The sequence below is a fragment of the Sinorhizobium sp. 22678 genome (genome assembly GCF_052044265.1).
Classification (GTDB): domain Bacteria; phylum Pseudomonadota; class Alphaproteobacteria; order Rhizobiales; family Rhizobiaceae; genus Sinorhizobium; species Sinorhizobium meliloti_A.
In genome coordinates this window covers 1-18,814 of sequence record NZ_JBQEMS010000026.1, presented here as the reverse complement: position 1 = coordinate 18,814, position 18,814 = coordinate 1, and the positions used below count along the sequence as shown (strand labels likewise).

At 62.0% G+C, this 18,814-nt stretch carries 19 protein-coding genes; 6 read left to right on the top strand and 13 right to left on the bottom strand.

Translation table 11 applies throughout. From position 1 onward, the window contains the following. Positions 1-51: 51 nt before the first annotated feature. Complete coding sequence (locus ACTJKL_RS26960) at positions 52-1,095, top strand: AraC family transcriptional regulator (RefSeq protein WP_440854251.1); 1,044 nt, start codon at positions 52-54, stop codon at positions 1,093-1,095. On the opposite strand, the gene ACTJKL_RS26955 is transcribed toward ACTJKL_RS26960, so the two are convergent. From ACTJKL_RS26955 to ACTJKL_RS26900, 12 genes are all read right to left on the bottom strand, one after another. Further along, positions 1,077-1,595, bottom strand: coding sequence for an RES family NAD+ phosphorylase (locus ACTJKL_RS26955; protein WP_440854250.1), 519 nt, complete (start codon positions 1,593-1,595; stop codon positions 1,077-1,079). The genes ACTJKL_RS26960 and ACTJKL_RS26955 overlap by 19 nt on opposite strands. Continuing rightward, the gene (locus ACTJKL_RS26950; protein ID WP_440854249.1) at positions 1,592-1,981 is read right to left on the bottom strand and encodes an antitoxin Xre/MbcA/ParS toxin-binding domain-containing protein; all 390 of its coding nucleotides are present in this window, start codon (positions 1,979-1,981) and stop codon (positions 1,592-1,594) included. Before ACTJKL_RS26950 ends, ACTJKL_RS26955 begins: the two co-directional genes overlap by 4 nt. A 101-nt stretch (positions 1,982-2,082) precedes the next feature. After that, on the bottom strand, positions 2,083-3,087 hold the full coding sequence (locus tag ACTJKL_RS26945) for an Ldh family oxidoreductase (protein WP_440854248.1): 1,005 nt from the start codon (positions 3,085-3,087) through the stop codon (positions 2,083-2,085). Further along, complete coding sequence (locus tag ACTJKL_RS26940) at positions 3,084-4,208, bottom strand: mandelate racemase/muconate lactonizing enzyme family protein (RefSeq protein WP_440854247.1); 1,125 nt, start codon at positions 4,206-4,208, stop codon at positions 3,084-3,086. The genes ACTJKL_RS26945 and ACTJKL_RS26940 overlap by 4 nt, the downstream gene beginning before the upstream one ends. A 138-nt stretch (positions 4,209-4,346) precedes the next feature. After that, entirely contained in the window at positions 4,347-5,237 is an 891-nt protein-coding gene (locus ACTJKL_RS26935; RefSeq protein ID WP_440854246.1) for a glycine betaine ABC transporter substrate-binding protein, read from the bottom strand. 23 nt (positions 5,238-5,260) lie between these two features. Then, entirely contained in the window at positions 5,261-6,016 is a 756-nt protein-coding gene (locus ACTJKL_RS26930) for an ABC transporter permease (protein WP_440854245.1), read from the bottom strand. Continuing rightward, positions 6,013-7,128: an ABC transporter ATP-binding protein gene (locus tag ACTJKL_RS26925; protein WP_440854244.1), complete on the bottom strand. Its 1,116-nt coding sequence runs from the start codon at positions 7,126-7,128 to the stop codon at positions 6,013-6,015. Before ACTJKL_RS26925 ends, ACTJKL_RS26930 begins: the two co-directional genes overlap by 4 nt. Further along, positions 7,125-7,787, bottom strand: coding sequence for an ABC transporter permease (locus tag ACTJKL_RS26920; protein WP_018096326.1), 663 nt, complete (start codon positions 7,785-7,787; stop codon positions 7,125-7,127). The genes ACTJKL_RS26925 and ACTJKL_RS26920 overlap by 4 nt, the downstream gene beginning before the upstream one ends. Before the next feature lie 148 nt (positions 7,788-7,935). Then, the gene (locus ACTJKL_RS26915) at positions 7,936-8,616 is read right to left on the bottom strand and encodes an isochorismatase family protein (protein ID WP_440854243.1); all 681 of its coding nucleotides are present in this window, start codon (positions 8,614-8,616) and stop codon (positions 7,936-7,938) included. Beyond that, entirely contained in the window at positions 8,616-9,920 is a 1,305-nt protein-coding gene (locus tag ACTJKL_RS26910; protein ID WP_440854242.1) for a M24 family metallopeptidase, read from the bottom strand. The genes ACTJKL_RS26915 and ACTJKL_RS26910 overlap by 1 nt, the downstream gene beginning before the upstream one ends. Before the next feature lie 91 nt (positions 9,921-10,011). Continuing rightward, positions 10,012-11,004, bottom strand: coding sequence for a GlxA family transcriptional regulator (locus ACTJKL_RS26905; RefSeq protein WP_440854241.1), 993 nt, complete (start codon positions 11,002-11,004; stop codon positions 10,012-10,014). 7 nt (positions 11,005-11,011) lie between these two features. Beyond that, positions 11,012-12,547 (bottom strand): trimethylamine methyltransferase family protein, encoded by a 1,536-nt coding sequence (locus ACTJKL_RS26900; RefSeq protein WP_440854240.1) that lies wholly within the window; start codon positions 12,545-12,547, stop codon positions 11,012-11,014. Positions 12,548-12,774: 227 nt separating this feature from the next. Here ACTJKL_RS26900 and ACTJKL_RS26895 point away from each other — a divergent pair, with 227 nt between their 5' ends. Together ACTJKL_RS26895 and ACTJKL_RS26890 are read left to right on the top strand one after the other, a co-directional pair. Beyond that, entirely contained in the window at positions 12,775-13,662 is an 888-nt protein-coding gene (locus ACTJKL_RS26895; RefSeq protein WP_100673278.1) for a LysR substrate-binding domain-containing protein, read from the top strand. A gap of 229 nt (positions 13,663-13,891) precedes the next feature. Then, a complete protein-coding gene (locus ACTJKL_RS26890) occupies positions 13,892-16,312 on the top strand; it encodes a GcvT family protein (protein WP_440854239.1) in 2,421 nt (806 codons plus the stop codon). An 84-nt stretch (positions 16,313-16,396) separates the two neighbouring features. Here ACTJKL_RS26890 and ACTJKL_RS26885 read toward each other — a convergent pair whose 3' ends face one another. Further along, positions 16,397-16,630, bottom strand: a complete 234-nt coding sequence (locus tag ACTJKL_RS26885) for a hypothetical protein (RefSeq protein WP_440854238.1) — start codon at positions 16,628-16,630, stop codon at positions 16,397-16,399. Between the two features lie 208 nt (positions 16,631-16,838). On the opposite strand from ACTJKL_RS26885, the gene ACTJKL_RS26880 reads away from it, so the two are divergent. The 3 genes from ACTJKL_RS26880 to ACTJKL_RS26870 all read left to right on the top strand — a co-directional run bounded on the left by ACTJKL_RS26880 (position 16,839) and on the right by ACTJKL_RS26870 (position 18,796). After that, positions 16,839-17,084 (top strand): type II toxin-antitoxin system VapB family antitoxin, encoded by a 246-nt coding sequence (locus ACTJKL_RS26880; protein ID WP_275598260.1) that lies wholly within the window; start codon positions 16,839-16,841, stop codon positions 17,082-17,084. Beyond that, the gene (locus ACTJKL_RS26875; RefSeq protein ID WP_440854237.1) at positions 17,084-17,521 is read left to right on the top strand and encodes a type II toxin-antitoxin system VapC family toxin; all 438 of its coding nucleotides are present in this window, start codon (positions 17,084-17,086) and stop codon (positions 17,519-17,521) included. Before ACTJKL_RS26880 ends, ACTJKL_RS26875 begins: the two co-directional genes overlap by 1 nt. A gap of 329 nt (positions 17,522-17,850) precedes the next feature. Next, positions 17,851-18,796, top strand: a protein-coding gene (locus ACTJKL_RS26870) for an IS630 family transposase (protein ID WP_440853413.1) whose coding sequence is annotated in 2 segments (ribosomal slippage) — positions 17,851-18,189 and positions 18,191-18,796 — 945 coding nt in all. Because the reading frame shifts where the segments join, the coding sequence is not laid out codon by codon here. Positions 18,797-18,814 lie beyond the last annotated feature (18 nt).

Here is an 18,814-nt window from a genome sequence, read left to right as displayed (position 1 = left end):
ACTCAGATTACGTGATCGCTTTTGCAATGTTCGACGAGAGGGACGTCGCTCATGGAACGCCGGATGATCGCCCCATGTTTCATGGACGACACGCTCGAATGCCTCCGGCGCCATGGAGTGGATGCCGAACCCCTCCTTGCACAAGCCGGCCTGCCATCCGTCGTCACCGGTCCGGTTTCGGCCGAACAATACGGCGCCTTCTGGCATGCGGTGGCACAGGCCATGGATGACGAGTTTTTCGGCGAGGGCGCTCGGCCGATGCGCGCCGGCAGCTTCGCATTGCTGTGCCACGCCATTCTTTCGACCGTGACGCTCGAACATGCGCTGCGGCGAGCGCTGCGCTTCCTCAGGGTGGTCCTCGAGGAACCGCATGGCGAGCTGGTCGTCGAAAACGGTCTGGCACAGATTGTCCTGAAGGACGCCGGCGCTACGCGCTCCGCCTTCGCCTGTCGTACCTTCTGGATCATCCTGCATGGCGTCAATTGCTGGCTGATCGGACGCCGGCTTCCGATCCGCTGGGTCGACTTCCGTTGCAGTGCGCCCCCCGCCGGAACCGATTATCGGCTCTTCTTCGGCGCGCCCGTCCACTTCGATCAGCCCCGGACGCGGCTCGTTTTCGATGCCGAGTACCTGAAACTGCCGCCCATTCGTGACGAGCGGGCACTGAAGCACTTCCTCCGGCATGCGCCTGCAAATATTCTCGTGCGCTATCGCCACGACGCGGGATTGTCCGCGGCAATACGCCAGCGGCTCCATGCCACGGCTCCGTCCGCCTGGCCGGGTTTCGAGGCGCTTGCCGCGCGCATGCGGATTGCAGTGCCGACCCTTCGACGCAGATTGAAGCAGGAGGGTCAGACCTATCGATCGATCAAGGAGGACCTGCGCCGGGCGCTTGCGATGGAAGCCCTCGCCGACGGCCGGACGAATGTGGCCCAGCTTGCCGTCGAGCTCGGCTTTTCCGAGCCGAGCGCCTTTCACCGCGCGTTCCGGAAATCGACCGGAAAGTCCCCGGCGCAATTCCGGCGCAATGCGACGCGGACGGATTTCGCGGAAAGCACTTCACCACGGAAACGCACTCAGCCCCAGGAGAGCTGATCTTTAGGCAGCCGGCCACTTGGATCGTACACGTCGACGCGATGCGGCAGATCCGGTCCCCACGTCCAAAGTACGAGATTCCGGTCTCCCGCTTCGGTCCCCGGTGCGAAACTCGGAACCAGGATGCCGGCGGTCCCGCGCGGATGAAGAAGGTCGTAGATGGCCCAGGAGGCCGGACGTCTCCCCTCGGCAAGCGCGCCCGCCCAGCTGCAGGCCATCTCCTCCAGCGATACCCCGTGTTCTGCCCTCCCCCTCTCGGTCGTCAGATCAGCGATGTCGGCGCAATCGATGTCGTAGGAGCAAAGCACGCAAGGATCGATACGATGGGCGAAGCCCTGATTGGCCTCCTTGACCGCTGTCATGATGCTGAGTGCAAGGTAAAGCGTTTTGACGCCCTTCGGGTTGAAGCGCGCGCCCTTTATTGCCGCGCCATCGCCGGATGTAGGTCTGAAAGCCCAGCGTGGGTCATGCGCGCGATAGCAGGTTCCCGTGAACCTCAAGCAAAGCCCCCGAGGGCCATGTGGTCGAGATAATCACGCACGGCCGCCGCCTTGCCGTCCTTCACCAGAGCTTCCGCCGTTCGTCCGCCGAATGCCGGGAGGGGCTGGGCGCGATACCAGGCCATTGCCTGCTCCTTGCCGCCCGCCCAGTCGGTGACGCGGCTGATGATCTCGAGCATTTCGCGGAGGCGGTTCTGCGTCTTCGTCGCCCGGCTGCGCTCCAGCCGGTAGAGCGTTTCACGCGCAAGCCCGGCCGTTTCGGCAAGTTGCGTTTTCGACATGCCGAAGCCGTCCGCGACCTGCTGAACCGCAATCTTTCCGCCCTTGTCCATGTAGGACAGTATCAGCAGTCCGCCATCGCTTTGGGTCTTTTGAGACTGAGCCATATTGCGTCATATCCAAGAACATATTTCCTGTGCAAAATATATGGCAGTGAATGCGATTTCGCAAGATAGACACGACCGCCCATCGATAATCGCTTTCACCTCTAACAAGGATTCCGACCGTCCTTCGATTCCGAAAGCGAAACCGCCTTCTTCCAGAGATCGGCATCGACGAAAACGGGCTGCTTTCGTCCGGAGTGGCCGGGAAGCCTTACGCCGGCGGCGCCATGGGAGGCGACCAGATCATCCATCGCTTCGCAGAAGCGATCGGCGGCGAAGTGACCAGGGTCGATGGCGATCAGGAATTGGCCGACATGCGGCGGCCCACCCTCGTCGCTTCCGAAGGCGCTCGCCTCCGTGCTGAGGGCCGACCCGGTCAGAGCGGCAGCAAGGATTTCCACGAGAAGGGCTATATTGGCGCCCTTACGGCCGCCGGCGGGCAGCAGCGAGCCTTCCAGCCCGATGGCCGCGTCGGTCGTCGGCTGTCCGTTCCCGTCCTGCGCCCAGCCGATCGGGATTGCCTCGCCGCGATCTCGGCGCAGGATCATCTCGGTCTTGGTGACGGCACTCATGCTCTGGTCGACGACGATTGCCGGAGCCCCTTCCTTCGAAGGTACGGCGAAGGCAAGCGGGTTCGTGCCGAAGAGCGCCCGCGTCGCCCCCGGCGGCGCAACGGAGGCAGGCGCATTCGAAACGCAGATGCCGATCAGGCCGGCGTCGGCAAGGGGCCGGACGTGATGACCGAGGGCGAGGCAATTATAGGAGTTGCGCACCGCCATTGCCGCGAGGCCCGCTTGGCGTGCGAGGTCGATCAGGACCGGCGTACCGGCGGCAATGGCGGGATGTGCGAAGCCGGATCTTGCGTCGACCGTGACCGTCACACCGCGCGTCGTCACCTCGGGAACGGCTTCTCCAGCGACCTTTCCGATCGCCAGGTGCCTGCAGAAGATCGGCAGGTAGTAAAGGCCGCAGACGCGATTGCCGTCGGCCTCCGCCGTGGCGATCGCGCTCGCCACGGCGCGTGCGTTTTCGGCTGCCGCACCATGGACCGTCAGCGCCTTGAGGCAAACTGCCTCGATCTCTCCACGGGAGGTTTCGACCGGTGTCATCGACTTGCTACGTAGCGTCTTTCGCCTTCGGCGACCAGGTCTTCGGCGAGCTGGAAACCGAGTCCCGGCTTCCTGAAGGCATCCAGCCAGCCGTTTTTGGGAGCCAGATCGGGCGAGGAGACGATATCCTTCTGGACGAGCTGCCACATGATCTGGTTGCCGTCGTCGAGATTGGGAATGGCGAGCCCTATGTGGTGTTCCGCGCAGGTGGTGATGCCGGTGGTAAAGGAAGAATGGATGCAGATCTTCAGTCCGGCGGCCTCTGCCACGGCTGCCGCCTTCATCATCGGCTGTATGCCGCCGATTTCACGCGGGCCGATGCAGATCATGTCCGCAGCACGCTGGCGGCATATCTCATAGACGTCGTAGAGCGTAAAGGCGGCCTGATCTGCAACGATCGGGATACCGACTTTCTCGCGGACATGCGCCATGGCCGGAATGCTCCAGCTCACCGTTGGCTGCTCGATGAACTCGATGTCGAATTTTTCGAGCTTTCGGCACATGTTGATCGCGTCATGGACGCTCCAGCCTTCGTTCGCATCGAGGCGCAGGCGCGCGTCGCCGATCTCGCGGCGAACCGCCGCGGTGATCTCCAGGTCGAGCTTCTCGCCGCGGCCGACCTTGAGATAGAAGACCCGCTCGCCCTCGGCGTGACCGACCGCGGCATCGCTCGCAAGCTCCTCGGCGGTCTCGCCCTGCAGGAAATAGAAGTAGCCGACCGCCTTCCGGTGAGCCCCCCCGAGCAGCTGGTGGACCGGCAGGCCGGCGAGCTTACCCTGCAGATCCCACATGGCCATGTCGATTCCGGAAAATATCTGATTGGCGGCCCGCATGATATTGGCGCCGTGTCCGAGATATTCCTGGTGAAAGATGCGCGCGATGAGCGGCGCCAGATCATGGGGCGAATGGCCGACGAGATGTTTGGCGAGGCGATAGAGGATAGCCGCCGTACCGGTCTGATCCGGCGCGACCGTGCACTCGCCGACCCCTACCGTGCCGTCATCTGCCTCGATCTCGATGAGGTTGACCGCAAAAGATTCACGGATGCCGTAGGACCAGTGGTAGGGCTGCTTGAGCGGCAGTACCAGCGGGCGGACGCGGACGTTTGATATTTTGACCATTCTCGGAGTTCCTCGAAAAGACGGCCGGCACGGCCGATCCGGTATATCTGCGCCCGGTTCTCCGGCACGCACCCTTCCCGCCCGCCGGCAGAAAACCTGCAGGCGGGACGAGACGTTCGTCGATAGATGCGGCGCGTTTTACATGCCGAGCGACTTCAGATAGTCGGCGGCGACCGTTTCGATGGTCTTCTTCTCCACATCGACCTGGCTGTTCAAACGCTGCATCGTGGCGTCATCGAGCTTCTTCGAGACCGCTTCGAGCGTTTCCTTGAGATCCGGATTCGCGTCGAGCACTTCCTTGCGCACGACGGGGGTCAGCGCATAGTTGGGGAAGAAGCCCTTGTCGTCCTTCAGCGTCTTCAAACCGAGCGCCGCGATCTGGCCGTCGGTCGCCTGCGCGGCGATCGTGTCGAGATCGCCATTGGCGAGAGCGTTATAGGCGAGACCAAGATCCATCGGCCGGATATTGGCCCGGCCGGTTTCGAAACCGTAGACCTTCTCCAAACCGATCAGGCCGTCCGGACGCTTCGGAAATTCGGCCGTCGTGCCCATGAGGACATCCTTGCCGTCGTTATACGCCTTGGCGAGGTCGGAGATCGTCTCCATGCCGTCCGTCTTGGCGTTGCCCGGCTTGATGACATAGGCGTAGGTGTTGTTCGCCGCGGACGGCGCCAGCCAGACGAGGCCTTTCTCACCGTCGAGTTCCTTGACGCGGTTGTAGGTCTCCTCCGGCGAAAGCCGTTCCGTCACCTTGTTGAAGGTGATGAGCGACGTCCCCGTATATTCCCAGTAAAGATCGACCTCGCCGTTCTCCAGTGCGGCGCGAACGATCTTCGTGCCCATGCCGTCTTTCTTGTCGACCGTGTGGCCCTTGCTCTGAAGGAGCCGCTTGGTGATCTCTGCGATGATCAGCTGCTCGGTGAAGTTTTTGCCGCCGACGGTAAGGCTGGCGGCCCAGGCAGTCGTCGTGACGAGCGCAATGGCTGCCGCCGACAGAAGGGTCCTGGCAAGTTTCGGTGCGAAGTTCATTTCAGTTCCTCTCTCTCATTTTGTTATCGTAGCGGATTGATGCCCCGTGGAACGAGGTAGTACTGAATCTGGCCGACGATGAAATCGACCAGGACCGCGAGCATTGCCGTGGGAATGGCCCCGGCCATCATCATCGGGAGTTCGTCCAGCGAGATCCCGGTGAAGATCAGTTCGCCAAGCCCGCCCGCGCCGATCAGAAAGACCAGGGGCGCCGAGCCGACGCAGATCGCGAGCGCCGTGCGGATGCCGCCGAAGATCACGAAGAGGGCGTTTGGAAGTTCGACGCGCCACAGAACCTGCCGCGGCGTCATGCCCATCCCGGTTGCGGCCTCCACAAAGTGCGGCGGCACGGCGCGCAGGCCGGCATAGGTGTTGCGCACGATCGGCAGGAGGGTGGCCGCCCAGAGGCCGAACACCGCGGGCACCGTACCGATCCCGAGCAGCGTCATCGAAAGCGCCAGGATCGCGAGCGTCGGCACGGTGCTGCCGATATTGAAGATCTGCATCACGGCTTCCGAAACGAGGCGGAAGGCAGGCCGCGAAAGGACGATGCCGACCGGTACGGCCACAAGGATGGCGAGCCCTCCCGCCCAGGCGACCAGCTCCAGATGCTGCACGGCGAGATAGGAAATGTCGTCGGAATAGGCGAGGATTTCCTCCGCCATGCCGCTCCACCACAGCCAGGCGACGGCTCCGGCCAGCACGACGAGCACGATCATCGGTGCGGTCTCGATCCGGCGGCGATGCTGCGGTGCGGCCTGGCCGGCGAGAGCGCTCATGCCTTCCCTCCATGGCCGAGATTGTGCACGATGGAACGGTAGCTCATCACGCCCGCCATCCGTCCGCCCTCGTCGACGCAGGGCAGCAGCGCCATGTCGTGTGCGAACATCATCGACACGGCCTGCCTAAGATCGCCGGTGGTCGGGACGGCGGACTTTACCGGTTCCGAATGATCGCCCACCGTACCGGAGCGCAGCTCCGCCACCTGCTCGCTCAAGAGAGATTGCGGTGCGCCGTCGGCGTCCAGAACGAAGACTGCAGCGCTGCGCGACGATCGCATTCGCTCAAGCGCATGTTCGACCGAGTCCGAGCTCCGGACCGTGATGAAACCCGTCTCCATGGCGTCGCGCACCGAAACGAGCCTCAGCCGCTTGAGTGCCCGGTCAGAACCCAGGAAGTCTTCGATGAAGCTGTTGGCGGGACGGGCGAGCAACTCGTCGGGCGCGGCATATTGTTCGAGCCTGCCGCTGCGGAAGATCGCGATCTTGTCCGCCATCTTCACCGCTTCGTCGAGATCGTGCGAGACGAAGATGATCGTCTTGCGGATCTCCCGCTGCATCTTCAGAAATTCTTCCTGGATGACTTCGCGGTTGATCGGATCGATCGCCCCGAACGGTTCGTCCATCAGCATGACCGGCGGATCGGCCGCCAGCGCGCGCAGGACGCCGACACGCTGCTGCTGGCCGCCTGAAAGTTCCTTCGGATAGCGCGTGAGGAAAAGGTCCGGCTGGAGACCGACAAGCTCGAGGAGCTCTTTGGCGCGGTCGCGCGACTTGCGGCGATCCCAGCCGAGGAGGTCTGGCACGACACAGATATTTTCCTCGATCGTCTTGTTCGGGAAAAGGCCGATCTGCTGGATCACATAGCCGATGCTCCGCCGCAGCTTGATCGGATCAATGGTGCTCGTGTCCTTGCCGTTGATGAAGACCTTGCCGCTGGTGGGCTGGATCAGCCGGTTGATCATCTTCATCGTCGTCGTCTTGCCGCACCCCGAAGGGCCGAGTAGCACGCAGATCTCTCCGGTGGGTAAGTCAAGACTTACATTGTCGACGGCAATGAGGGGATCATGCGCCGGACCGTAGTGTTTCGTCAGATTTTCGAGCCGGATCATGGCGTGACCTCCCCCTGAATACCGCGTGACGTGAGAAGGCGCTGTACGAGCGCGAGGAAAAGGTCGGCTGCGATCGCAAGCAGCGAGACCGCCAGCGCCCCGGTCACCAGCTGTCGGGGATCGGACTGGCTGATGCCGCGCGAGATGAACGTGCCGAGGCCGCCCGCGCCGATATAAGCCGCGATCGCCGTCACGCCGATGTTCATGACGACGGCAGTCCTGACCCCGGCCATGATGACGGGAATGGCAAGCGGGATTTCGACCTGGCGCAAACGTTGCCAGGTGCTCATCCCCATGCCTTTAGCGGCCTCTCGAAGAGACGGATCGACATTGGTGATGGCGGTGTAGGTGTTGCGGATGATGGGAAGCTGGGAATAGAGAATGACGGCTACGACCGCCGGGACATAGCCGATGCCGTGGCCGATCGGCGAGAGCAGCGGGATCATCAGGCCGAACAGCGCAATCGAGGGAACGGTGATCATCATCGACGCGAGATAGAGAACGGTATCAGCCGTGCTCTTCGACTGCGTGATCGCAATCCCGATCGGCACGGCCGTCGCGATCGCAATCCCGACCGCCAGGAAGACGATCGAAATGTGCTCGATCGTCCGCGTGCCTATGATGTCCAGATTGTCGATGATGAACCGTATGATCTCCATTCGTTGCGGCCTGCCTTTCCTAAACTGGGTCACGATGTCTCGGTCGGATTCGACCTGAACCGCGCGTGACCGATTCTAATAAATCAGAGCGGTAGGCAGGCGGGACACCCGGCCTTCCGCACTGATGCGCGCCACTGTCAAACGCTCGTCAGAGTTCGCCGTAAAGTTTAGCGGCATTCCCGAAAGTGTAACGCAGGGGCACCGATCCCTCGACCCGCCATGCTTCGACCGTATCTCCTTTCAGAAGGGCGCAAGCGGCTTCGGTATCGACGACCGCGCCGCCATAGAGGCGGTTCGCCAGGTTGAGAATGCCGGTCTGGTGCATCGCAAGGCCGCCGCTGCCGCAGGCGTCCTTGACGAGCAGGACATGCAGGCCAAGGTTGATCGCGTCCTTGACCGTTGCATCGACACAAGCCTCGGTCCAGACGCCGGCGATCACCAGCCATTCCACGCCAGCGTCCCGCAATTCGCCGACCAAGGGGCTCTTGCCGAAGGCGCTCGCTTCGCTTTTGACAAGCAGCCGCTCCGACGGAAGCGGAGCGACCTCCGGGCAGATCGCCGTGAGCGGATCGTCCTTGTCGCTGAAGGCGGAACGTCCATCCGGCCCGATGGGATGGAACGGCCGAAGATTCTCGGCGGGATTGACGATATAGGCGCAATGAAAGACGGGGATGCCGCTGCGGCGGGCCGCCTCCTGAAGGCGCGCGGCATTGCCGAGCACCGTCTCGTAACCGTCTACGAGATAGCGCTCGTCGTGGCGATGCTCCTCCTGGAGATCGATAAAGAGAGCGGCAGCTTTCGCGCGGTCGATCCGCAACGGTTTCTTCATCAAGTCTCCCCGCTCAGGAATTCGTCCTCATAGGGAAAGCGCGACAGGAGTTCCGTGCCGTTCTCCGTGATGAGGATCTCGTCTTCGAGTTTCACGCCCTCGCGGCCGCCCTTTTCGCCGATGTAGCTTTCGACCGAGACGACCATTCCGGGCACGAGACATCCGTCGCGACCGTAGGTCTCGTAGTCCATCGCATGGGCGATGAACGGCGTCTCGCCGTGCATGCCAACGCCGTGCATCACGGACGTGTAACGCTGATCGACGAAGCGGTCCGGTATCTTCCAGGCCTTTTCAGCGATCTCGCGGAAGGCCATGCCCGGCTTGACGATGTCGATATTGTGCTGAACCTGTTCGTAGGCCATTCGGTAGAGCGACTTCTGGTAAGGGGTCGGCTTGCCGGGACCGCAGCGGAATGTTCGCGAGAAATCGGAATAGTAGCCGTAGCAGCCGATCGTATCGGTATCGAGGGCCACAAGTTCGCCCGGCCTGATCTTGCGGCCGCTTGCCTCGTTGAACCAGGGATTGGTTCGCTGGCCGGAACTCAGCAGCCGGGTCTCGATGAACTCGCCGCCCTGCCGGATCACTTCATGATACATGATCGCGAAGAGCTCGTTTTCGGAAACGCCCGGCTTGATCGCTTCGCGTACGGCGGCCACGGCAGCTTCGGCGCCGGCCATGGATACCTGAAGGCATTTGATCTCTTCGGGAGTCTTGACGGCTCTGACGGCGAGAATTTCGCCCTGACAGTCCTTTACCTCGCACCCGCGCTTTTCGAGCGCCAGTGCCTGCAGATGGCTGCAGCGGTCCATGCCGAGCTTCATCGACCCGCCGCCATGCTGCTTGAGCAAATCGGTAATCTCGTCCGCGAAGGGCCTGGCGGTCTCGTCGTCCTTACCGGAGACGGAGGACCAGACAAGCTTGGAAGGGCGGGCCTCGTCAATCGTGTCGAGGACCATCGAGACATGATAGCTCTGCGGATATTCGAAGAGAACGATCGGACCTTCAGTGGGGATGAAGAAATAGCGGGTGGAGTTGCGCAGGAAATACCCGAACATGTTTCGGGAGCCCGTCGCGTAGCGCTGGTTGTAGGGATCGAAAAGGACCACCGCGCCGTAGCCGGCCGCGCGCATCCAGTCGCGAAGCTTCTTCAGCCTCCCCTTGCGCAGGGCGTCGGCGTCGATGAAGGACGGTTCCGTGTCCGAAAGCCACATGCCGCCGGCCGGATCGGCTGCCTCCGGATGGCGCATCCGGTCTTTGAAGTCCACGTCATCCACGCTGTCGGGATCGAATACAACAATGCTCATGACATTCTCCTTTTCCAGCAGGATGGAGAAGAGTCGGAGCGCGCATTTGCGCAAGTTCCGCGGTATCTATGCCAGAATCCGCAGAGTTTCATTATTTCAGCCCCGCGACTGCACGAGGCGCCTCGCCCGCTCGCGAAACGCGGCGGCGAACGCTGTGCGGGACATATCCGAACTGCTCTTTGAAGGCGCGGGAGAAGTTGGCGGCATTTCCGAACCCGCAGGCGACCGCGACTTCATTCACCTTGAGATTGGAATGCGTCAGCATGTCTGCCGCGTGACCAAGCCTCAGATTGCGGTAATAGCTGTTGGGCGACACGCCAAGTTCGGCCTTGAAGGCGCGTTCGAGCTTATCGGACGAGACATTCAGCCGGTCGGCCAGGTCCCCGATCCGCAATAGGTCCTCGATCGCATTCTCCATCATCGCCACAGCGGAAAGGACGAGGTCGTCGGCGATGCCGCTCCGGATACGCAAGGTCAGCTTCCGGCGATCGGCGTCGGGCCGCAGCGGGCTGTGCATGAACCAGCCGGCGACGCCGTCGGCGAGCTCGGCGCCATAGTCCCGTCCGATCATGTCCAGCATCATGTCGAGGCTGCCGATGCCGCCGACGGAAGTGAAGCGGCGGCGGTCGATCACATAGAGGTCCGAGCGCATGTCGAGCTGCGGGAACGCTTCCTTGAAGGCCGGCTGGCTGGTCCAGTGGAGCGTGCAGGAATGGCCGTCGAGCAACCCTTTGCGCGCCAGGAAGAAGGCAGCATCGGCTACCGCACCGAGTTGCGCACCGGATCGGAGATTCTTGCGGATCCACGCCATCTCCTCGTCCGCAACGAGATGCTCTGCGTCACCGCCCGAACACACGACAATCCGGTCGACCTCCGGTGCGTTGCGCACAGGAAAGTCCGGCTCGATACCGATGCCGTTCGATGCCGTGATCTTCTCGCCGGCCGCCACGGTAATCCAGGAATAGCAGCGCTTGCCGGAGAGCGTATTGGCTGCGCGCAGCGGCTCGATGACCGAACTGAAGGCCATCAGCGGAAAGTTCGGAAACATCAAAACCGCAAAGCGGATTTCCTGCGTATCCCTCATCTGCCCCTCAAGGTTCGCCCGCCCCGATCTCCGCTCGCCGCTTGATCATGTAGGCATCGAGCTCTTCCCGGATCGCCGGGTCGAGGACCGGTTCCTCGTATTCGCTCAGGGCTTGCTGCCAGATGCCGGTCGCGCGCTCCAGCGCGTCGTGCCCGCCGGCTTCCTGCCAGCTGCCGTAATTCTGCCAGTTGGACAGCATCGGCTGGTAGAAAGCAGTTTCGTATCGCGCCATCGTATGTTCGGAACCGAAGAAGTGTCCTCCGGCCGGTACCGATTTGATGGCGTCGAAACCGAGATCGTCCTCGGAGAATGGCATGGGCTCGAGGAAGCCCATCATGTTCTGCAGGATCTCCACGTCCAGCACCAGCTTCTCATAGGAGGCCGTCAGGCCACCTTCGAGCCATCCGGCAGCGTGATAGATAAGGTTGGCACCCCCGAGCACCGCACCCCAGGTGGCCATCTCCGTCTCGTAGGCCGCCTGAAGGTCGACGGCGTTGGAGGCATTGGCGTTCGACGTGCGATAGGGAAGCTTGTAGCGCCGCGCGAGCTGACCCGCGATGATGTTGGCCTTGGCGTTTTCCGGTGTGCCGAAGGCGGGGGCACCGGACCGCATGTCCACATTGGACGTGAATGCGCCATACATGACCGGCGTACCCGGATTGACCAGTTGCGCAAGCGTGACGCCGAACAGCGCCTCGGCATTCTGCTGGCAGAGTGCCGCCGCAAGCGTCACCGGCGTCATGGCGCCCATTAGCGTGAAGGGCGTGATGGTCACGGGCTGCCCGTGCTCGGCCATGGCGATCAGTCCGTCCGCCATTGCGTCGTCGAAAAGCCGCGGCGAGTTCACCGAGATGATCGTGATGACGCCGGGGGATCGGCGCATCTCCTCGACGCTGATGCCGCGCGCGATCGCCATCATGTTGATGCCGTCCACGGCCCGCCCCCGCCCGATGGCGGTGCAATGGAAGCAGAGATCACTGAGCGTGATGTTCGCCTTGTAGGTATCGAGGTGCCGGGAATTGGCCGGCAGCTCCATCGGCGCGCAGACCTGGTTCCCGAGAATGTGGATCGCGTTGAAGTGGTGGGCGAGACGCGTGAAGTTCTGGTAATCGGCGAGATTTCCCTGCCGCCGGCCGTTGATCCGGTCGTGCACGTTCGGAGGACCTGCCACGAGGCCGAAGGCGATCCTATTGCCGCCGATCGTCAGACGCTTTTCGGGATTGCGGCTGGTCAGCGTGAAGGAAGACGGCGTCGTGGCGAGCGCCGCCTCGACGATGGATTCGTCGATGCGGATCATCAGGTTCTCGCGGTCGACGATGGCGCCCGCCTTCTCGAACAGCGCCATCGCCTTTTCGCTCATGACGCGGATACCGATTTCGGAGAGGATGCGCATCGAATTGCGATGAAGCGCCTCGAGACGATCCTCGTCGAGAAGCTGCATTGGGGAATAGGTGTTGACGACCTCCTGCCATGGCAGCTGCGAGATGCCCTCGCCGCCCCGGATTGCCCGCGATCGTCTTCCGCCGCCGCGTCTGCCGCTCATCGAGAACTGCCTTTCATCCCCTGATCCGCGCAGCCGCGCCATAGAAGGCCCTGCTCCGGATACTTATGATTTTTCTGTTCCGCTCCCCGAAACTATGGCCAATCACGCACCGGTCTTCACATGATAAGTTCGGCGGCAATGGCCAAAAAAAACCATGTCATGGCACGCGTGCACCTTGCAAGTCCCGGACGGGCCCGACTAGCATGGAGCAAAAGGGGAACTTTCAGATGAAGCCGCCGCCGCCATTGAACTACATCCGCTCCTTCGAATGCTCCGCCCGGCATCTCAGCTTCACCGAGGCGGCCAACGAACTGGGCTATACGCAGGCCGCCATCAGCAATCATGTGCGGGCGCTCGAGCAATATCTCGGGCGTCAGCTCTTCATCCGCTATCCGCGCAGCCTCAAGCTGACCGAAATGGGAGAGGCCTTTCTTCCCACCCTGCGCCAGGCTCTGAACCAGATCGACTTCGCCACGGAAGCGGTACTTGCGTCGGCGCGCAACAAAACCGTCGTCATCTCCTGCCCGACGAGCCTTGCCGAAAACTGGCTGGCAAGGTGCGTTGCCGGGTTCAGCAGGAAACATCCCGACGTTGAAATCCTTCTGCATGGCACGATCTGGGAGGATTCGACCGAGCAGATCGCCGATATCCTCATTTCGATCCGCCGCTTCGACAACATGCCGGCGAGCGGCATGCAATTGTGGAACGACCGGCTTGTGCTTCTATGCGCGCCCCAGCTCGTTCACGGGCAGAATGCGATCAGGACGCCGGCCGACGTTCTGAAATCGAACTGGATCGCGGTGCACGGGCGGCAGGAGTTCTGGCAGGAAATGGCCGATGCGCTCGGAATAGACGCCTCCGCGAACGACAAGCGGCTTTCCACCAATTCCACCAATATCGCGCTGGAAATGGCGGCGAGCGGCGCCGGCTGCATCGTGACCACCCAGTCGCTGGCGCGGACCTATGTGGATCGCGGCCTGCTTGTCGAGCCGTTCCAGATCCGCACCAAGAGCGCGTGGAACTACTACCTCGCCGAAGGGCAGGCGTCGAGGGGAACGACCGTCTCGAAGGTGCGCGACTGGATCATCGCCGAGGCTCAGAAGGTGATCGGCTGACCGGTTCACCCCCGATACCGAAAGGGCCGATTTCACACTAGCCAGAGCCCATCCGGCAACAAACGAAAATTGCGAGATCAATGACCTCGTTTTATTTGTTCATTCGATGACAATAGGGGCCGATTTCCCGCTTTGGGCCGCTTTGCAAAAAACGGCTCGTCCCTAAACTGAAGCCGCGACGGCAGAGATTTGCCGGCGTCAGAGGTCATCGTTTCAAGGCTGGATTTTCATGCGCTCCCACGCTCAAGCGGTCGTCATCGGCGGCGGTCTCATCGGCTGCTCCATTCTCTACCATCTCACCAAGCTCGGCTGGTCCGACGTCGTGCTTCTCGAGCGCAGCGAACTGACATCGGGATCGACCTGGCATGCGGCCGCCAACATCCACGGTCTGCACGACTCCACGAACATCAGTCTGCTTCAGCATTATACAATGGCGCTCTACAAGGAGTTGGAGGTCGAGACCGGGCAAGGCTGCGGCATCTTCCAGCCGGGTTCGCTCTATCTTGCGCAGACCGAGGCGCGCGAGCACCAGCTCCGGCTCCAGGAGGCCAAGGCGCGCCGCTACAAGATGAACTTCTACGAGATCGGCCGTGACGAAGCGGAGCGGCTGCATCCGCTCGTGAACTTCGACGGCATCCGCTGCATCATGTACGAGCCGGAGGGCGGCAATGTCGACCCCTCCGGCGTGACGATGGCCTATGCCGCAGGCGCGCGCAAGCGCGGCGCCGAAATCCACCGCTTCACGCCCGTCACCGGTACGGAGGCGCAAGCGGACGGCAGCTGGATCGTGCGCACGCCGAAGGGCGACATCCGCACCCGGTGGGTGGTCAACGCCGCCGGGCTCTGGGGCCGCGAAGTCGCGGCCATGGCGGGGCTCGAACTTCCGCTGATGCCGACGGAACACCAGTATTTCGTGACCGAGACCATAGCGGAGATCGCCGCCCTCGACCGGCGGCTTCCCTCCGTCGCGGACCGCGACGGCGAATATTACCTCCGGCAGGAGGGCCTGGGCCTGCTGATCGGTGCCTATGAGCGCGACATGCGTTTCTGGGCCGAAGAGGGCACGCCGCTCGGCTTCGGTCACGAACTCTTCCCCGACGACCTCGAACGCATCGAGGAAAACATGATGCGCGCGATCGACCGCGTGCCGGTGGTCGGAACGGCGGGCATCAAGCGCGTCATCAACGGGCCGATGATCTGGTCGCCCGATAGCGCGGTCCTCTTCGGCCCCGTGCCGGAAATGACGAACTACTTCTGCTGCAACGGCATCATCCCCGGCTTCTCGCAGTCGGGCGGCATGGGCAAGCTTGCGGCGGAATGGATGATCGAGGGCGAACCGTCGCTCGACATGTTCGGCTGGGACATGGCGCGCTTCGGCCACTGGGCGAACAAGGCCTTCACCAAGGCGCGCGTGCAGGACCAGTACAGCCACCGCTTCAAGATCCATTTCCCCAATGAGGAGCGGGCGGCCGGACGCCCGGTACGCACCCGGCCGGCCTATGAGAAGCAGAAGGCGATGGGCGCCGTCTTCGGCCTGAATTTCGGCTGGGAACATCCCCTCTGGTTTTCCGCCGATGGCGAGCCGAAGGAAGAGACGACCGGCTTTACCCGCCAGAACTGGTGGGCGCCCGTCGGCCGCGAGGCCCGCATGCTGCGCGAAAGCGCCGGCATCATCGACATTTCCAACTTTGCGAAATACGCGGTGAAGGGACCGGGTGCCTCCGACTGGCTGAACGCGCTTTTCGCCAACCGCATGCCCACGACGGTCGGCCGGTCGTGCCTGACGCCTCTCATCGGAAAGCGGGGGGGCATTGCGGGCGATTTCACCGTGACGAAGCTCGGCGACGACGACTTCATGATCTTCGGCTCCGGCATGGCGGAACGCTACCACCAGCGCTTCTTCAATGCGGTTCCGCTTCCCGAGGGCACGAGCCTTACCTCGATGACGGAGCGCCTTTGCGCCTTCAACATCGCCGGGCCGAAATCGCGCGAATTGCTGATGCGCCTGACGAATGACGACCTTTACAACGAGAACTTCCCCTTCATGCGGTCGCGCAGGATGCGTGTCGCCGGCGTCGAGGTTATCGCGCTGCGCGTCTCCTTCACCGGCGATCTCGGCTGGGAACTCTACTGCGACGCCGACCGGCAGGTCGGGCTCTACGACGCCTTGCTGGAGGCCGGCGCGGTTCTCGGCGCGGGCCCGGTCGGCTCACGCGCACTCGCCTCGCTGCGCATCGAAAAGGGCTATGGCAGCTGGAGCCGCGAGTATTCGCCGGAATACTGGCCGCAGGAATGCGCTCTCGACCGGCTGATCAAGCTTGACAAGGACGCGTTCCTCAACAAGGTCCCCTACCAGGAAATCGCAGGGAAGCGTCCGAGGCAGAAGCTCGCCATGATATCGATCGACGCCACGGATGCGGACGCCACCGGCGGCGAGCCGATCTTTCTCCGTGACGGCACCCCGATCGGCCATGTTTCGTCCGGCGCCTACGGCTATACGGTCGGCATGTCGCTGGCGCTCTGCTACATCAAGGCTGACATGGCGAAACCGGGCGACAAGGTGAGTGTCGCCATCCTCGGCCGCCCCCATGACGCAGTCATCCTGGGACGGCCGCCCTTCGACCCGGAAGGCGAAAGGCTTCGAATGTGACGGACAGATGTGCGCCGTTGCCCTGAAGGCGGCACTGTAGAACAGGCGCGATGCCCTCACGCATGACCCGGATCTGAAAATAGACTAGATTGCCAGCTGGACGATATGAGCAAAGGGAGTCATCACCCATTTGCCGCTACCATCCTTTGCGGTTCTGTAGATTATGAAGTCACTGCCGACCGTGAACCGTCCATGCATCGTGATTTCGTTTCCGGTTGACAGCACGGCTCGCAGCTCTGTTGCATTCCGCTGCTCAATTTGTTCGCTGATCAGCTCAGCCAAGGTAAGGTGGAGCCGTTCGGGTTTTGGATCGCTCATTGGAAGCCCGCCTTTGCCGTGGTTTGCTGGTCAAAGACCATACGTTTTCGAGCTTAGCAGAAACGAGCGGGCGACGCTCCTCACCATTCTCTTCGCGCCTGACCGAAAGCCGATTGGAGAGGCGGATGCGCCCTGATCCTTGCACTTAACGTATATTCCAACTAATATATTCGAATATTCCACACTACATATACACGAGGAACAGGTCTTGTCTCTCTACATTCGCGACGACGATGTCGATGCGCTGGCAAAGAAAGTGCAGCAGGTCACCAAAGCCCCGACGAAGACCGAAGCGGTCAGACGCGCTCTGGAAAATGAGTTGGCGCGAGCGGAACAAGTAGTGCCGCTAAAAGAGCGCGTCAGGAAAATTCAGGACAGTGTGCGAGCCAAGATGGGGCCTAACAAGCCAGACTTCGACATGAAGAAATTTACTGACGACATGTGGGAGATATGATGTTCTTGGACGCGTCGGCAATCGTGGCCATCCTGGCTGGTGAAGAAGAAGCAGGTTACCTCCTCGCCAAGATCGAAATGTCGGAAAATCCTAAGATTTACTCGGCGCTTTCGATGTTCGAGGCGGTGATCGGCTTAGCCCGGATAGTCTCGATCTCGCAGTTCGGCGATCAGGCCCCTACTCCGCCCGAGTTGATCGATGAGGTTCAAGAGGACGTAGCGAAGTTCATGGAGACGATCGGCGCGCGCGAAGTGTCCGTGAGTGGCTCCCTACATGACAAGGCCATTGAAGCGGCTCGCAACTATGGCCGTTTTGTCGCGCACCCGGCGCGACTGAATTTTGGTGACTGCTTCTCCTATGCCTGCGCCAAGGAATACCGTCTTCCTCTTCTGTTCAAAGGCGATGATTTCTCGAAAACGGATATCGACGCTGCCTGAAAGTGCGCACCTTCGCAGGCCTCGCCGAGGGGCCCGCACTTGGACAGTGCCCCTGCTTTGGTCTGGAAGTGCTCTAAGGCCTGTTGAGATTCGGGATACCCGCCGCGGCCTGTTTGTTGTGCTCGTCACAGGGATCCAGCCAGACCAAGTCCTTGGGCTGAAAGAACGCTTCCCGCGCCGCAGACGCGGCGCTGCTCTCATCTCTGTGACAAGCACAGATGAGGTAGAGGACGCCCTAGAGTCGGTCAGCCTTAAGCTGAATCGAACCGGGATTCCCTTTTTGCTTCGATTGTGATTCAAGATCATTGCTGGTGAGGAGGCCAGCAATGATGGCGCGACCTCTTTCTCTTGATTTACGCCAGCGCGTCGCCGACGCCTTGGCAGGAGGCATGACGGTGCGGGCGGCAGCGTTGCGCTTTGGAATATCAGCGGCGACGGCGGTGCGGATCGGCCAGCTCGACCGGTCCGGCCGCGGTTTGGCGCCGGCCAAGATGGGTGGCCATGTCAAACCCATGCTGCGGGGCGCGGCGGCCGATGAGGTTCACCGTCGGCTGGCGGCCAAGCCCGATTGGACGGTGCGGGCGCTTGCCGCCGATCTGAAGGCGGCCGGGATCGATGTCTCTCACGACACCGTTTGGCGTTTCCTGCGCCGCGAAGGCAAGACATTTAAAAAAAACGCTGATCGCCAGCGAACAGGACAGGCCGAAGGTGGCGCGGTTCCGAAGCCGCTGGAAGACCCATCAACATCGACTTGATCCGCGCCGCCTGGTGTTCGTCGACGAAACCTGGGTCAAAACCAACATGACGCGCACCCGCGGCTGGTGTCAGCGCGGCCAGCCGCTTTTCGCCAGAATACCGCATGGCCATTGGAAGACGCTGACCTTCCTCGCCGGGCTGCGCCACGACCGCATCGTCGCGCCCTTCGTGCTCGATGGCCCGATCAACGGCATTGCCTTCACCGCGTGGGTCGAGCAATGCCTGGCACCAACCCTCAGTCCCGGCGATATCGTCATCCTCGACAATCTCGGCAGCCATAAGGGCAAGCCTGCGCGCAACGCCATCCGCGATGCCGGCGCCCATCTGTTCTTCCTGCCGCCTTACAGCCCCGACCTCAATCCGATCGAGATGATGTTCGCCAAACTGAAGACCCTGCTGCGCAAATCCGACGAGCGCAGCGTCGACGCGACATGGAGACGCCTCGGCGAAGTCCTCAAAGCCTTCAACCCGCACGAATGCGCCGCCTATCTCAGGCATGCAGGATATGTTTCAACATAAACCTGACAGACTCTAGAA

Bases quoted from the DNA above. Each gene is read 5' to 3' on its own strand.
- ACTJKL_RS26960 (WP_440854251.1), top strand. From the start codon at position 52: ATGGAACGCCGGATGATCGCCCCATGTTTCATGGACGACACGCTCGAA.
- ACTJKL_RS26905 (WP_440854241.1), bottom strand. From the start codon at position 11,004: ATGAGGGATACGCAGGAAATCCGCTTTGCGGTTTTGATGTTTCCGAAC.
- ACTJKL_RS26945 (WP_440854248.1), bottom strand. From the start codon at position 3,087: ATGACACCGGTCGAAACCTCCCGTGGAGAGATCGAGGCAGTTTGCCTC.
- ACTJKL_RS26925 (WP_440854244.1), bottom strand. From the start codon at position 7,128: ATGATCCGGCTCGAAAATCTGACGAAACACTACGGTCCGGCGCATGAT.
- ACTJKL_RS26890 (WP_440854239.1), top strand. From the start codon at position 13,892: ATGCGCTCCCACGCTCAAGCGGTCGTCATCGGCGGCGGTCTCATCGGC.
- ACTJKL_RS26885 (WP_440854238.1), bottom strand. From the start codon at position 16,630: ATGAGCGATCCAAAACCCGAACGGCTCCACCTTACCTTGGCTGAGCTG.
- ACTJKL_RS26875 (WP_440854237.1), top strand. From the start codon at position 17,084: ATGTTCTTGGACGCGTCGGCAATCGTGGCCATCCTGGCTGGTGAAGAA.
- ACTJKL_RS26895 (WP_100673278.1), top strand. From the start codon at position 12,775: ATGAAGCCGCCGCCGCCATTGAACTACATCCGCTCCTTCGAATGCTCC.
- ACTJKL_RS26950 (WP_440854249.1), bottom strand. From the start codon at position 1,981: ATGGCTCAGTCTCAAAAGACCCAAAGCGATGGCGGACTGCTGATACTG.
- ACTJKL_RS26930 (WP_440854245.1), bottom strand. From the start codon at position 6,016: ATGAGCGCTCTCGCCGGCCAGGCCGCACCGCAGCATCGCCGCCGGATC.
- ACTJKL_RS26900 (WP_440854240.1), bottom strand. From the start codon at position 12,547: ATGAGCGGCAGACGCGGCGGCGGAAGACGATCGCGGGCAATCCGGGGC.
- ACTJKL_RS26940 (WP_440854247.1), bottom strand. From the start codon at position 4,208: ATGGTCAAAATATCAAACGTCCGCGTCCGCCCGCTGGTACTGCCGCTC.
- ACTJKL_RS26910 (WP_440854242.1), bottom strand. From the start codon at position 9,920: ATGAGCATTGTTGTATTCGATCCCGACAGCGTGGATGACGTGGACTTC.
- ACTJKL_RS26935 (WP_440854246.1), bottom strand. From the start codon at position 5,237: ATGAACTTCGCACCGAAACTTGCCAGGACCCTTCTGTCGGCGGCAGCC.
- ACTJKL_RS26915 (WP_440854243.1), bottom strand. From the start codon at position 8,616: ATGAAGAAACCGTTGCGGATCGACCGCGCGAAAGCTGCCGCTCTCTTT.
- ACTJKL_RS26920 (WP_018096326.1), bottom strand. From the start codon at position 7,787: ATGGAGATCATACGGTTCATCATCGACAATCTGGACATCATAGGCACG.